Origin of the sequence: Streptomyces sp. NPDC096310, assembly GCF_044763125.1 — a bacterium.
In the GTDB taxonomy this organism is placed as follows: Bacteria; Actinomycetota; Actinomycetes; order Streptomycetales; family Streptomycetaceae; genus Streptomyces.
Window position 1 is genome coordinate 133,711 of sequence record NZ_JBIWFO010000008.1, and the last position, 13,888, is coordinate 147,598.

Annotated in this window: 10 protein-coding genes; 5 read left to right on the forward strand and 5 right to left on the reverse strand. The window is 72.3% G+C overall.

Translation table 11 applies throughout. The annotated features are described in order from the left end of the window. Positions 1-20: 20 nt before the first annotated feature. On the forward strand, positions 21-1,055 hold the full coding sequence (locus tag ACIQ7D_RS18355) for an aldose epimerase family protein (protein ID WP_403938677.1): 1,035 nt from the start codon (positions 21-23) through the stop codon (positions 1,053-1,055). 87 nt (positions 1,056-1,142) lie between these two features. On the opposite strand, the gene ACIQ7D_RS18360 is transcribed toward ACIQ7D_RS18355, so the two are convergent. After that, positions 1,143-3,638 (reverse strand): glycoside hydrolase family 3 protein, encoded by a 2,496-nt coding sequence (locus ACIQ7D_RS18360; protein WP_403938679.1) that lies wholly within the window; start codon positions 3,636-3,638, stop codon positions 1,143-1,145. A gap of 125 nt (positions 3,639-3,763) precedes the next feature. Here ACIQ7D_RS18360 and ACIQ7D_RS18365 point away from each other — a divergent pair, with 125 nt between their 5' ends. From ACIQ7D_RS18365 to ACIQ7D_RS18375, 3 genes are all read left to right on the forward strand, one after another. Then, positions 3,764-4,024 (forward strand): hypothetical protein, encoded by a 261-nt coding sequence (locus ACIQ7D_RS18365; RefSeq protein WP_403938681.1) that lies wholly within the window; start codon positions 3,764-3,766, stop codon positions 4,022-4,024. Further along, positions 4,021-4,425: a DNA-binding protein gene (locus ACIQ7D_RS18370; protein ID WP_403938683.1), complete on the forward strand. Its 405-nt coding sequence runs from the start codon at positions 4,021-4,023 to the stop codon at positions 4,423-4,425. Before ACIQ7D_RS18365 ends, ACIQ7D_RS18370 begins: the two co-directional genes overlap by 4 nt. Before the next feature lie 93 nt (positions 4,426-4,518). Then, positions 4,519-5,811, forward strand: a complete 1,293-nt coding sequence (locus tag ACIQ7D_RS18375; protein ID WP_403938686.1) for a pyroglutamyl peptidase — start codon at positions 4,519-4,521, stop codon at positions 5,809-5,811. 32 nt (positions 5,812-5,843) lie between these two features. On the opposite strand, the gene ACIQ7D_RS18380 is transcribed toward ACIQ7D_RS18375, so the two are convergent. Continuing rightward, positions 5,844-6,677 carry an EI24 domain-containing protein gene (locus ACIQ7D_RS18380; RefSeq protein ID WP_403938688.1) on the reverse strand — a complete coding sequence of 278 codons (834 nt, stop codon included), beginning with the start codon at positions 6,675-6,677 and terminating at the stop codon, positions 5,844-5,846. A gap of 128 nt (positions 6,678-6,805) precedes the next feature. On the opposite strand from ACIQ7D_RS18380, the gene ACIQ7D_RS18385 reads away from it, so the two are divergent. Then, entirely contained in the window at positions 6,806-9,412 is a 2,607-nt protein-coding gene (locus tag ACIQ7D_RS18385) for a M14 family zinc carboxypeptidase (protein ID WP_403938690.1), read from the forward strand. A gap of 119 nt (positions 9,413-9,531) precedes the next feature. Here the strand turns inward: ACIQ7D_RS18385 and ACIQ7D_RS18390 are convergent, their stop codons facing one another. From ACIQ7D_RS18390 to ACIQ7D_RS18400, 3 genes are all read right to left on the reverse strand, one after another. Then, a complete protein-coding gene (locus ACIQ7D_RS18390; RefSeq protein ID WP_403938692.1) occupies positions 9,532-11,010 on the reverse strand; it encodes a family 43 glycosylhydrolase in 1,479 nt (492 codons plus the stop codon). A gap of 12 nt (positions 11,011-11,022) precedes the next feature. Beyond that, the gene (locus ACIQ7D_RS18395) at positions 11,023-12,033 is read right to left on the reverse strand and encodes an arabinan endo-1,5-alpha-L-arabinosidase (protein WP_403938694.1); all 1,011 of its coding nucleotides are present in this window, start codon (positions 12,031-12,033) and stop codon (positions 11,023-11,025) included. 239 nt (positions 12,034-12,272) lie between these two features. Beyond that, positions 12,273-13,778 carry an alpha-N-arabinofuranosidase gene (locus ACIQ7D_RS18400; protein WP_403938696.1) on the reverse strand — a complete coding sequence of 502 codons (1,506 nt, stop codon included), beginning with the start codon at positions 13,776-13,778 and terminating at the stop codon, positions 12,273-12,275. Positions 13,779-13,888: the final 110 nt, after the last annotated feature.

Consider the following 13,888-nt stretch of genomic DNA (forward strand, 5'->3'; position numbering starts at 1 on the left):
GGTGCTTGATCGTGACTGTCATGAACACCGAGCGCGTCGGCGCCACGCCCGAGGGTACGCCCGTCGACCGCTGGACCCTGGAGCGGGCCGGTACCCGGATACGCCTGCTGACGTACGGCGGCATCGTGCAGTCGGTGGAGGTTCCCGACCGGAACGGCACCGTCGCCGATGTCGTTCTCGGCTTCCCCGATCCCACCGGCTATCTGGACCACCGGGGGCCGTACTACGGGGCCCTCGTCGGCCGTTACGCGAACCGGATCGCGGGCTCCGCCTTCACCCTGGACGGAGTGGTGCACCGGGTCACGCCCAACGAGGGGCCGAACTGTCTGCACGGCGGGGCGTACGGCTTCGACCGGCGGGTCTGGGACGCGGAACCGATCGGCGCGGACGGCGAGGTGGCGCGGGGAGCGGATGCCGGCCTGTCCGGGGTGCGGCTGTCGCGGGTCAGCCCGGACGGTGAGGAGGGGTTCCCCGGCCGCCTCGACGTCTCGGTGTCGTACACGCTGGACGAGGACGGGGCGCTGCGGATCTCCTACCGCGCGGTGACCGACGCGCCGACGCATGTCGCGCTGACCAATCACACGTACTGGAACCTGGGCGGCGCGGGCAGCGGTCCGGCGACGGACGGGCACGAGCTGCGGATCGCGGCCGGCCGGATCACCCCGGTGGACGGCGCCCTCCTGCCGACCGGGGAGCTGGCGCCGGTGGACGGTACGCGCTTCGACTTCCGGACGTCCCGTCCGGTGGGCCCCGGCTACGACCACAACTACGTGCTGGACGGCGGGCGGGGGGACGGCGCCGCCGAGGACGCCCTCGCCGCCGAGCTGTACGACCCGGCGTCCGGCCGGGTGCTCACGATCACCACCACCGAGCCGGGGCTCCAGCTCTACTCCGGTGACCACTTCGACGGGAAGCCGTTCGGCCCCGGCGCCGGGATCGCGCTGGAGACGCAGCACTTCCCGGACTCGCCGAACCAGCCGGGCTTCCCGAGCACGGTGCTGCGGCCCGGTGAGGTGTACGTGTCGACCACGGTCTGCCGGTTCTCCACGCGCTGACGCGCGGCGCACGGGGTGCGGCCCCGGGGTGGTGTCAGGTTCCGCCCCGGGGCCGCACGTCCGTGTTCCGCCCTGCGGCGCTCCGCCCTACGGCGTCCGGTCGGCGGCCTCCACCAGGGCGGTCAGCCGGCGGTCGGTGACGGAGCGGGCCGCCTGGACCTCGTACGTACCGGACACGTACGACCAGGAGCCGGCCGTCTCGTCCCAGATCTCGAACGCCCTGCGGCGCAGCGGGACCGTCACCTCGACGCTCTCGCCGGGCGCCGCCTCGACGGAGGCGAAGCCGGCCAGCCAGCGCGCCGGGCGCTCCACCCGGTCCGGGTCCGCCTCCGCGTCGACGACCGGGGCGAGATAGATCTGTACGACCTCGCGGCCCGCGCGCCGGCCGGTGTTGCGCACCCGCACCCGCGCCTCGGAGGGGGTCGCGGCGATCGTCTCGTACTCCCAGTCGGTGTAGCCGAGACCGTGGCCGAAGGGGTACGCGGGCGTCGTGCCCGCCCGCTCCCAGGCCCGGTAGCCGATGAACACGCCCTCTGTGTAAGGGAGTTCACCGTTCTCCGGGGTGGTCTTCGAGACCGGCGCGTCCGCGAGGACGGCGGGCCAGGTGGTGGGCAGCCGGCCGCCCGGCTCCGCCGCGCCGAGCAGTACGTCGGCGAGCGCCCCGCCGCCCTCCTGGCCGGGGAACCAGCTCAGCAGCACCGCCGCCACCTCCGCGCGCCAGGGCAGCTCCACCGGGGAGCCGGTGTTGACGACCACGACCGTGTTCGGGTTGACGGCGGCGACCGCGCGGACGAGGTCGTCCTGGCGGCCGGGCAGGCGCAGGTTCTCGCGGTCGAAGCCCTCGGACTCGACGCTCTCCGTCGTGGCGACCACTACCACGGCGGCGGCGGCCGTACGGGCGGCCTCGACCGCCTCCGCGATCAGCTCGTCGGGGTCGTGGCGCGGGCCGAGGTGGAGCAGGGAGAGCGCGACGGCGCTGATCGGGGCGTCCGGGATCTTGAAGACGGTGTGCAGGAGGGAGACCTCGACCCGCTCCCCCTCGGTGAGGGCGGCGCGGGCGCGCTCCACGGGTGCCCCGAAGAACTCCTCGAACGGGTCGGCGGCGGGGCCGGGCGCCTGGAAGCCGTCGAAGAGGACGGCGCCGCCGACGGTGAGCCGGAACCCGCCGAGGCCCCGGGTGCCGAAGGTGTGCTCGCCGCTCTCCCGGGGCGTGAAGGTGCCCGTCAGCTCCACGGAGTGGAGCGTGTCATGGGTGACGCCGTCGGGCAGGTCGCTGCCGGCCCACTGGAGGCGGCCGCCGGGGACGGAGGCGGTGCCCAGGATCCGCCCCTCGGCGTCCCGGCAAACGGCGGTCAGCTCGAACCCCTGGTCGGCGTCGGCGAGTTCGTCGCTGGGGTCGGCGCCGATCGCGTATGTCAGACGCCCCGGCGGGAGCGCGGCGGTGAGCCCGTCCAGCGGCGGGACGATGTGGTCGGGGAAGACGGTCGCCGAGCCGCCGCCGAGGACCCGGGCGTCGCGGGCGGCGGCGCCGCTGAGGGCGATCGTGCCGTTCGCGGGGTCCAGCGGCAGCGCGGGGCGGCCGTCCCGCGCCTCGTTGCGTACGAGGACGAAGGAGCGGCGGGCGATCTCGCGGGCCAGCGCCTCGCCGTCGACCGGCGCGGGCGGTTCGGTGACGGCGGCGGGCGCCCCGTCGAGGGCGCCGACCCGGGCGGCGAGCAGCAGGACCCGGCGTACGGCGTCGTCGACGGCGGACCGGTCCACCTCCCCGGCCCGTACGGCGGCGGCCAGCGCCTCGCCGTAGACCGTGCGCGGGCCCGGCATCGCGACGTCGAGACCGCCGAGGAGGGCGCCCACGGTGGAGCGCGCGGCGAGCCAGTCGGAGACGATGTAGCCGTCGAAGCCCCACTCGCCGCGCAGCACATCGTTCTGGAGGTAGCGGTGCTCGGTCATCGTGGAGCCGTTGACCTGGTTGTACGCGGCCATGATGCCCCACGGGCGGGCGCCCGCGACGATCGCCTCGAAGGGCGCGAGATACAGCTCGCGCAGCGGGCGCGGGGCGACGAGGTTGTCGACGGTGAAGCGGTCGGTCTCGGCGTCGTTGGCGACGAAGTGCTTGACGGTCGTACCGACCCCGCCGTCCTGGACGCCGAGCACATAGCCGGTGCCGATCTCGCCGGTGAGATACGGGTCCTCGCTGTACGCCTCGAAGTGCCGGCCGCCGAGCGGCGAGCGGTGCAGGTTGACGGTCGGCGCGAGCAGGACGTGCACGCCCTTGCGGCGGGCCTCCTGGGCGAGCAGCCGGCCCGCGCGGCGGGCCAGCTCCGGGTCCCAGGAGGCGGCGAGCGCGGTCGGGGAGGGCAGCGCCACGGACGGGTCGTCGGCGGTCCAGCGGACTCCGCGGACCCCGATGGGCCCGTCGGACATGACGAGCGACGCGAGCCCGATCTCGGGCAGCGCGGGCAGGGACCACATGTCCTGGCCGGCCAGCAGCCGGGCCTTGGCGTCGAGATCGAGCTTGCCGAGGGCCGCGGCGACGGCGGCGTCCCGTGCGTGATCGGCCCGGGTGGTGGGTTCGTCGGCCACGGCCGTACCTCCTGGTCAGCGTTGATCCGTACCGGCGGTCGAAGGGAATGGTGACATAGTGATGGCCAAAGGTGCCCTCCGCGTAACCGATTCTTCATGCCACCGCCGGTGGTATCGTCCCTCACATGAGCGGAGCCACGCGTAAGTACTCCATCAGCATCCCCGAGGACCTGGCCGAGACCGTGCGGGAACAGGTCGGCCCCGGGGGGTTCTCGGCGTATGTCACCGATGCCCTCAGGCACCGGCTCGCCATGGACCGGCTGACGGAACTCGTCGAGGATCACGAGGCCCGCCACGGAGCTCTCGGCGATGACGAGCTCGCCCGTGCCGACGCGCTCCTGAGCGGTACGGCCGAGGAACGCGGCGGGGGCGGGACCGCCGCATGACCGGGCCTCTCATCGGCACGCTGGTGCTCGACTGCGAGGGCCTGTCCAAACTGGTCAGGGACGACCGCACCGTCGTGGCCATGATCGGACGGGCCCGGGACCACGGAGCCCATGTCGTGACGAGCGCCGTGACACCCGTCGAGGCACGGCACCCCAAGGCGAACCAGGCCCGATTCGACTGGGTGCTGTCGCGTCTCGACATCAGCCCGGTCGACGACGAGATCTCACGCGGGGCGTCCAAGCTGCTCGCGCAGGCGGGACTGCACGGTCACAAGTACGCACTCGACGCGATCCTCTCGGCCACCGTCCTGCTCTGCCGGCCTCCTGTCGTCGTCCTCACCTCCGACCCGGAGGACATCGGCGCACTCTGCGGACCCGGCGTGCGGGTCGTCCGGGTCTGAAGCCGGCCGCGCCGCGCAGGCCGGTCCACCGGGCACCATGGTCAACAGGGCTGTCCGGAGGCGATACTTCCGCCACCCGACGGAAGGACTCCCGTGAGACTCACCCCGGTACGCCCACCCCGTGTCCGCCTGCGTGTACGGCCCGACCGGCTCGGGATCGTGCTGCTCACCACCGCCGCGCTCACCCTCGCCGTACTGCCGCCGGCCGCCACCGCCGCCCCCGCCTCCGCGACGGCCGCGCCCACCGTCGAGGAGCAGCGCCTCGACCGGGCCGTGCCCCAGGAGATCCTGCGGCGCGGCGGGTTCGACCAGGTGGCGCCCGGGCTCGTACGGGCTCTGCGCGGCGCCTCTTCGTACCAGGCGGCCGAGCGGGCCGTCGAACGGCAGGGGGCGCGGCTGTGGCAGCGGGCGGTGGACCGGGCGCAGGGGCGGGGCCCCGCGCATGGAGACCTGAGCCGGGACGACGACCGGCCGCTGTACTGGGCGCGGCTGGCGATGATCCGTGAACTGCGGCAGTGGCAGCCGGAGTTCGGGCTGTCGGAGGCGGCGCGCGCCCGGCTGCTGGGGGCGCTGGAACGTACCTCGCGGGGGCAGGACTCCCTGACGTTCCCCCAGAGGGGCGGCAAGGGCGTCAAGCGGATCGTCGTGACCGGCTTCGACCCGTTCACCCTCGACCGTGACATCCGGATCAGCAACCCCTCGGGGGCGACCGCGCTCGCCCTGGACGGCACGGTCGTCACCACCGCCGAGGGACCGGCCAGGATCGAGACCGCCGTCTTCCCCGTCCGCTGGCAGGACTTCGCCGACGGCACGGTGGAGCGGGCGCTGCGCCGGCCGCTGGCGCGGGCCGATCTCTTCGTCACGGTCAGCCAGGGCCGGGTCGGCCGCATCGACGTGGAGCGGTTCAACGGCGCCTGGCGGGGCGGGTTCGGCGACAACGAGAATGTCTCCGAGACCGGCCTCGTCCCCGTGAGCGACCCGGCATCGCAGCCGCAGTGGACGGCCACGAGCCTGCCGTACGGTGCGATCGTGGCGGCGGACACCGGCCGCTTCCCCGTGTACGACAACACCTCGGTGACGGAGATCCCGGCGGGCGCCACCGCCCCGGTGGTGCGCCCGGACGGTCCGACCCCCGGCTCCGCGGCGCGGGCCGGCGGCGGCGGGGACTATCTCTCCAACGAGATCGCCTACCGGGCGACCCTGCTGCGCGACCGGCTCGGCCGGTCCATACCGGGCGGCCATGTGCACACGCCGGTGCTCCAGTTCGGTACGGGGAACACCGACCCGGCGACGGGGACGGTGACCGACCCGGAGTTCGTACGCAACCGGCTGGACATCGTCGCGCAGCTCCGGTCGATCATCACCGTGGCCGCCGACGCCTCCTGAGGGCCGCCCTCACCGGTGCGGGACGTGCCCGGCTACTTCTCCAGGGTGAGCGGTACGCCGGGCCGGCGCGCTCCCGCGTCGTCCGGCTCCGGCTCCGCGTCGTCCGGCTCCGACTCCGGTTCCGGCTCGCGCTCCCCCGTCAGGTCGCGGACCAGCAGCGTCGCCCCCGCCACCGCTCCCGGCATCAGGAAGACCGCCACGACCGGGACGAGGAAGGCGAGCGCGATCGGCACACCGAAGCCGAGGGTGAGCATCCGCCGGCCGCGCAGCAGCGCGAGGCGTTCCTTCAGCTCGACGCCGCGGCGCTGGAGCGCCACCGCCGTCAGTTCCTCCGCCAGGAAGTAGCCGGTGACGCAGAAGCCGAGCACGGGCACGACCGTCTGTCCGACGACCGGGATGAAGCCGAGCGCGAAGAGCAGGATCCCGTAGAACGTCACCCGGACCAGGATGCGGACGCTGTCCCGGGCGGAGACCCACAGATCGCGCCAGAGCGGCAGCCCCGACTGCGGGGCCTCGCCGCCCTCCGCGCGGTCGACCTCCTCGGACAGCGACTCGTAGAAGGGCTGGCCGATCAGGAGCGTCACGGCGGTGAAGGTGATCACCGCGAGGAAGAGCCCGAGGACGAAGAGGAGCGCGGTCAGGAAACCGCGGAAGAGACCGCCCCAGGGCGAGGACCAGTCATCGGCGAAGGGCGTCGACCAGGCGATCAAGTCGTCGGCCCCGTACCCGAGTCCGACAAGCGCGCCCGCGTACAGCACCAGGGTGACCAGACCGGGCAGCAGCCCGAACCCCAGCCACCGGCCATGACCGGCGACCCAGCGCTGGCCCTTCATCACATAGCCGAAACCCGACCCCAGATCATGCATGCGGGTCAGCCTACCGGCGCTCGGGAAGACCCCCTTGCCGTCCCGGGGCGCAGCCGGTAGACCCCTGCGTACCGATCAGCGTCGATCACCCTCCCTCCCTCGTCCACCTCACTGGAGGAAACCCACGCATGGGGATACCCCGACCGCTCCTGCTGACCACCGCCGTCACGGCCGGTGCCCTGCTGCTCGCGCCGCTGCCCGCCTCCGCCGCTCCCGTACGGGAGGACGCGCCGCGGCCCCATCCCGTACGGGAGCGGGACACCCGGACGGACGCGGCCACCGCCGCCCGTACCGGCACGACAGTCACCGGCACGACAGTCACCGGCACGACGGTCACCGGCACGGCCGGCGCCGCGCTCCCGGACAGCCGCGCCTATCCGCGCCGTACCGTCCTGGACACCCCGCCCGTGAACCCGGCGGACAAGTCGATCAAGCTGGGCCTGGCCCCGTACCACTCGCTCGCTCCCCGGCTCAACGCCCTCCAGAAGCTGGGGGACCGGGTGAGCGTGGAGGTCGCGGGCCGCTCGGCCGGCGGGCATGAGCTGTATCTCGTCACTGTCACCGCGCCCGAGAGCGCGCGGGAGGTGCGGGAGCAGCGGCGGATGCGCGATCTGATCGAGAGCGCGCCGGCGCTTGCCGCCAAGGACCGCCGGATCAAGTCCTCCTACAAGACACCGGTGTTCATCAACAACAACATCCACGGCAACGAGTGGGAGGGCACCGACGCCGCCCTGAAGCTCGTCGAGGAGCTGGCGAAGGCCAAGGACAGCGGGACGGCCGGGCTGCTCGCGTCGAACCGCGTCTATCTCAATGTGACCGCCAACCCGGACGGCCGGATCGCCGGGACCCGCGCCAACTCGGCCGGCTTCGACCTCAACCGGGACTTCATCACCGGTTCGCAGCCCGAGTCGCGCGCGGTGCGGCGGATCGCCGTCGACAAGCAGCCGGCCGTGATGCTCGATCTGCACGGCTATGTCAACGGGACGCTGATCGAGCCGACGACACCGCCGCACGGCGAGAACTACGAGTACGACCTCTTCCTGAAGAACGCCTACGCCAACGCCCTCGGCATGGAGAAGGCGGTGAACGGTCTCGGTTACACACCCGGGAAGGACGGTGTGGACCCGTCCGTCATCCCCTTCCGTGACCAGCGGGAGGGCTGGGACGACTGGCCGCCGATCTTCACCCCGCAGTATCTGGCCTTCCAGGGCGCGGTGGCCTCGCACACCGTCGAGTTCCCGATGCGGGTCAACAACAGCTCGTACGACTCCCTCCCCGTGACCGAGCTGCGGCGGCGGTCCGCGATCAACACGGATATCGCCGGGGCGGTGATGCGCGCCACGCTCGAATGGACCGTCCGGAACCGGACTTCGATCGTCGCGGACCAGATAGAAACGTTTCGGCGGGGTGCGGCCGGTGAGGCGCAGCGGCCGGTGTCCGAGGAGACCGTGCCGGGGGTGCCGGGGATCGGCCCGGAGGACGTCTACACCACCGACTTCCCGCGCGCGTATGTGATCCCGGCGGGCGCGGAACAGCGTTCGGCGACCGCGGCGGCCCGGCTCGTGGACCATCTCGTCGCCAACGACGTGCGGGTGCGGCGCGCGAGCACCGGCTTCCGGCTGGCGGGGAAGCGGTACCCGGCGGGTTCGTACGTGGTCGACATGCACCAGGCCAAGCGCGGGATGGCCAATGTGATCCTGGACGCGGGCCGGGACATCAGCGCGGACGTCTCCACGATGTACGACATCTCGGGATGGAGCCTCGGGCTGCTGTGGGGCGCGAGCGTCGACAAGGTCCAGAAGGTGAGCGGGGGCACGCACACGCCGGGGCTCGTCCCCGGGCGTACCGTGACGGCCGCCGCCCCCAGCGGAGAGGTGGGCCGGACCGGTGATCTGCGGCTGCGGCTCGACGACCCGACGGAGCTGGCCGCGCTCAACTCCCTGCTCGCGCAGGGTGTGACGGTACGGCGGGCGGCGGACGGCTCGGCGATCGTGCCGGCGTCGGCCCGCCCGCGGGCGGCCGTTCTCGCGGACCGCCTCGGGGTCGCCTTCACCGCCACGAAGGAGAAGGGCACGGGGGCGCCGCACCGTACACGGGTCGCCGCGGCCGTGACCTCCAGTGAGCTGTTCGCGCTGCGGGAGATGGGGTTCGAGGTGGTGCCGGTGTCGGCGGCCACGCTCAACGCGGGCTTCGACTGGTCGGCGGCGGACGTCCTGTTCGTCTCGTCCGGCCTGCGCTACGCCGACCTCGGCGCCCCCGCCCGTACCGCCCTGGGCTCCTTCCTGGGCTCGGGTGCGGACGGCGGGGGCCTGGTCGCCCTCGGCTCGGCGGGCGCCGCGTTCAACACCGCCGCCGGGCTGCTGCCCGCCACGGCGGTCGCGGGCAACGGCGACGCCAACGGGGTGGTCCGGGTGGTGAACGCGGGCGGCACCGTCACCGGCGGCGCCCCGGAGCACTCCTTCGTCTACTCGCCGCTCTGGTTCACGGACCTCGGCTCGGGGGTGCGCGTCGACCAGTCGTACGGGACCGGCAACCCGCTGGTGTCGGGCCACTGGCGCGCGCAGGAGGACGGCACGGGCGCCCCGGGCGACGCGGCGGGCCGGGCGTCGGTGGTCAGCGGGACGTCCGCGACGGGCGCGCGGGTGACGCTCTTCGGTACGGAGCCGCTCTTCCGCGACCACCCCAAGGGGCTCTTCCCCCAGGTGGGCCGCGCGCTGCTGGCGGCGGCGGGCTGACCGGGTCCGGATCCTGAGCGCTCAGGGGCCGTCCCTCCCGTACCCGTACCCGTACAGGTACCGGAGGAACGGGAGGAACGGCCCCCTCCGCTTTTCTGTGCGTCCGGCTCTTCCGTGCGTCAGGCCGGTCTGATCTGCCACTGCTGGCAGGTGTTGCCCAGCCAGGACCACTGGCGTACGTCCGCCCCGTCGGCCGTGGAGCAGTCGGCGACGTCCGCGACCTTGCCGCTGCGCGCGTTCACCATCCGTACCCAGCCACCCTGTGCGGTGACGACCAGCCGGAACGCCTGGCAGAGGTTGCCCAGCCAGGACCACTGGCGCAGATCGGCGCCGTCGGCGACGGAGCAGTCCGCCGTGTCCAGGACCTTGCCGGTGGCGGCGTTGACCAGCCGGCTGGTGTCGTTGCCGAGATCCTCGAACCGCCAGCGCTGCTGCGCCCCTCCGTTGCAGCTCCACTGCCGGACGTTGGCGCCGTCCGCCGTCGAACCCCCTTCCACCTCAAGGCACTTGCCGCTGTTGCGGTTGACGACGGTGTACGCCGACGGGGTGGCCGCGCTCTCCCCGGAGGGTCCGGCGAGGGTGGTGCCGAGCGCGACGGGGGCGCCGAGGTTCGGGGTGCCGTCGGCGTTCCAGGTGAACTTCTGGGCGCGGGTGGTGCGGCCGTTGTCGCACCCGTCGCCCGCCGCGTCGTTGGCGTGGTAGACGATCCAGCTCTCGGTCCCGTCGGGCGAGGTGAAGAACCCGTTGTGGCCGGGACCGTACACCCCGGCCGCGTCGTTACGGCTGAAGACGGGCGTGGACTTCTTCGTCCAGGACGACGCGCTGAGCGGGTCGGTCCCCGTGTAGGTGAGCTGGCCGAGTCTGTAGTCGGGTGTCCAGCAGCCGCTCGCCGAGTAGACGACGAAGGTCCTGCCGCCGCGTTGCAGCACCTCGGGGCCCTCGTTGACCGTACCGCCGGACCGCTCCCAGGCGAGGGTCGGCGTGGAGATGGTCGAGAAGGGTCCGCTCAGCGTGTACGGGTTGCTCATCGGGGCGATGACGAGGTTCTGCGTACCACCGCCGTTCGCGCTGCCCAGCAGGTACAGCGAGCCGTTCAGGGTGAGCAGACTGGCGTCGAGCATCCACTGGGAGCCGAGCTGCCCCCGGTAGGTGTACGGGCCCATGGGGTCGGCGCCGGCGCTCTCCAGGACGTGGACGCGCTGGGTGGGGTTGTAGTCGGCGATGCCCTGGCCCGCCACGTAGTACAGGTACCAGTGGCCGTTCCAGAAGTGCGTCTCGGGCGCCCACATGTTGCAGCAGCGCGAGGAGGTGGAGTCGGACCACACCTGGACGCTCGGCGCGGTCGAGAGCCCGGCCAGCGTGGGCGACTTGCGCATGGTCAGCTCGGATGTCCAGGACGTGGTGATCAGGTAGTAGTTGCCGTCGTGGTACTGGATCCACGGGTCGGCGCCCTTCTGCGCCTTGACCGGGTTGGTGTACGGGCGGCCCTCCGCGGCGCCGGCGGCCCCGGAGAGCTGGGCGGCGAACACGGCGAGGAGCAGGGCCAGCAGGAAGACCAGCGCGCGGCGGGTCCTCCCGGCCTGAGCGGTGGGTGTCATGACCGGCCCCCGTCAGTACGCCGTCGGCCAGCCGCCGGACCAGCTCAGCAGATTGACGCCGAGCTTGGGTGTGCCGTTGTCCTGGCCGTCGTAGTAGTGGTAGACGAGCAGGTCGCCGTCGCTGTCCGGCATGATCGACTGGCCGCCGGGGCCGATGTAGCGGCCGTGGCTCTCCAGCACGAGCGAGCCGCCGTTGTTCATCATGTTCACGCCGTTCTTGTCGACGTAGGGGCCGGTGACGCCGGTGGCCCGGCCGACCTTGATCTTGTACGTGGAGCTGGTCCCGGCGCAGCACGTGTCGTACGAGGCGAACAGGTAGTAGTAGCCGTTCCGTTTGACCACGACGGGCGCCTCGACGGCCTTGGTGCCGGTCGGCCGCGAGGCCAGCGAGCGGCGCGCGGTGTCGCCCGCGAACTGCTTGCCGGTGGCGGGGTCGATCCTGATCATCTTGATGCCGGTCCACCAGGAGCCGAAGGAGAGCCACCACTTGCCGTCGTCGTCGACGAAGAGGTTGGGATCGATGGCGTTGTAGTCGCTGGAGGCGTTGGACGTGTAGACGATGCCGTAGTCGCTCCAGCTCCCGGGCTGCCCGGTGGTGGAGCCGGCCAGCCCGATGGCCGAGGTGCTGGAGCCGAAGGACGAGACGGCGTAGTACATCAGGTACTTGCCGCCGTGGTACGAGATGTCCGGCGCCCAGGGGTCCTTCGCGGAGGAGTACGTGGACCACCAGCCCGGCAGGGTGGTGAAGGCGGAGCTGTTGCGGCTGAAGGCGGTCCGGTCGGTGGAGGTACGGGCCTGGAGGCCGTCGCCGGTCGAGTAGAGCAGGTACTGGCCGGAGGAGGTGCGCAGCATCGTCGGGTCGTGGACGACGACGTCGCCGGTGACCCGGCCGGGGTTGGGGTAGGCGGAGGCGCTGCTCGGGACGAGGGCGAGGAGGACGGCGGCGGGCAGGGCGAGGAGCGTGGCCCTGCGGGACGCCCGGGACCTGCGGGGGGTGCGGGGGGTGCGGGGGGTGCGGCTCACGCGAGTTCTCCTTACGGCGTGCGGGGAAACCGTTCGGACTGTTCGGTATATCGAACTGTGATCGTCACTTCGGACGGGAAGGTAGAGTCGAAGCGCTTCCGCGTCAACGGTTCGCGCAGACTTCGTCACGCTCCCCGCACGACGCCCCACCCGTCGCCACACGTCGCCCGGCCGCCCCGGGCACCACCCGGCCCCCGGTGGAACCGCTCCACCGGGGGCCGGGTGTCGTACGGCGGCGGTCAGCGCAGCCGTATCACGTTCCAGGACAGCGGCTCCAGCGTCGCCGTCAGCGCCCCGTCCGTGAGCGCCGTGCCCTCCCCCGCGTGCGGGGCGACCCGCTCCTGGTCCTCCAGGGTGTTCTTCGCCTCCGGGTCGGCGTCGGCGAGCACGGAGTGCTCCACCAGCTCCGTCAGCCCGAGACCGGCGAGCGCGACCTCCAGCGGCAGCGGCTCGGTCTGGCTGCGGTTGACCGCGAAGACGGTGACCGAGCCGTCGTCCGCCCGTACGGCGGTGGCGTGCAGCAGATCCGTCTCGCCGTGCTTCTTCGTCTCGTGCGACGGCGAGTCGACCCGTACGTCCAGGACGGTGCCTCGGCCGTACTTCGCCGCCTGCGCGAACGGGAAGAAGGTGGTCTGCCGCCAGGCGGCCCCGCCGGGCTCGGTCATGATCGGGGCGATCACGTTGACCAGTTGGGCCAGGCAGGCCACGGCGACCCGGTCCGCGTGGCGGAGCAGGGCGATCAGCAGGGAGCCGAAGACGACGGCGTCCGTCACCGAGTAGACGTCCTCCAGGAGGCGCGGGGCCTCCTCCCACTCCTCGACCTGGTGCGGGTTGGGCTTCTCCATGTACCAGACGTTCCACTCGTCGAAGGAGAGGTTGATCTTCTTCTTCGACTTGAGCCGGGCCCCGACATGGTCGCAGGTCGCCACGACCTTCTCGATGAAGGTCTCCATGTCGACGGCGGAGGCCAGGAAGGAGTCGCGGTCGCCGTCCGACTCCCAGTAGTAGGCGTGCAGGGAGACTTGGTCGACGAGGTCGTACGTCTCCGCCAGTACGGTGGCCTCCCACTCCGCGAAGGTCTCCATGCCGGAGCCGGAGGAGCCGCACGCGACCAGTTCGACGTCCGGGTCGATCTGGCGCATCGCCCGCGCGGTCTCGGCGGCGATCCGCCCGTACTCCTCCGCGGTCTTGTGGCCGGTCTGCCAGGGGCCGTCCATCTCGTTGCCGAGGCACCACAGCTTGATGCCGTACGGGTCCTTGTCGCCGTGCGCCCTGCGCCGCTCGGAGAGCTCCGTGCCGCCCGGGTGGTTGGCGTACTCCTGGAGTTCGATGGCCTCGGCCACCCCGCGCGTGCCGAGGTTGACGGCCATCATCGGCTCCGCCTCGGGGCCCGCCTTGCGGACGAAGTCGATGAACTCGGAGAGTCCGAAGCGGTTGGACTCCGTGCTCTTCCAGGCCAGGTCGAGCCGGCGGGGCCGCTCGTCGACGGGGCCGACGCTGTCCTCCCAGCGGAAGCCGGAGACGAAGTTGCCGCCGGGGTAGCGGATGGCGGTCGGGCCCAGCTCCCTGACCAGGTCGAGGACGTCCCCGCGGAGCCCCGCCTCGTCGGCGGTCGGGTGGCCCGGCTCGTGGATACCGGTGTAGACGCAGCGGCCCAGGTGCTCGACGAAGGAGCCGAAGAGACGGGGGTTCACCTTACCGACGGTGAAGTCGGGGTGCAGGGTGAAGCGAGCGGAACGGGTCATGACTTCCTCAACTGACGACGGAACGGTAGGAAAACTGACAACGGGGCGTTTGGTCAACAGGTAACCGGAGGACCAGGGGTGGCGCGGAAGCGCTTCGACCGGGTCGGTCG

Bases quoted from the DNA above. Each gene is read 5' to 3' on its own strand.
- ACIQ7D_RS18355 (WP_403938677.1), top strand. From the start codon at position 21: ATGAACACCGAGCGCGTCGGCGCCACGCCCGAGGGTACGCCCGTCGAC.
- ACIQ7D_RS18365 (WP_403938681.1), top strand. From the start codon at position 3,764: ATGAGCGGAGCCACGCGTAAGTACTCCATCAGCATCCCCGAGGACCTG.
- ACIQ7D_RS18370 (WP_403938683.1), top strand. From the start codon at position 4,021: ATGACCGGGCCTCTCATCGGCACGCTGGTGCTCGACTGCGAGGGCCTG.
- ACIQ7D_RS18380 (WP_403938688.1), bottom strand. From the start codon at position 6,677: ATGCATGATCTGGGGTCGGGTTTCGGCTATGTGATGAAGGGCCAGCGC.
- ACIQ7D_RS18385 (WP_403938690.1), top strand. From the start codon at position 6,806: ATGGGGATACCCCGACCGCTCCTGCTGACCACCGCCGTCACGGCCGGT.
- ACIQ7D_RS18390 (WP_403938692.1), bottom strand. From the start codon at position 11,010: ATGACACCCACCGCTCAGGCCGGGAGGACCCGCCGCGCGCTGGTCTTC.
- ACIQ7D_RS18400 (WP_403938696.1), bottom strand. From the start codon at position 13,778: ATGACCCGTTCCGCTCGCTTCACCCTGCACCCCGACTTCACCGTCGGT.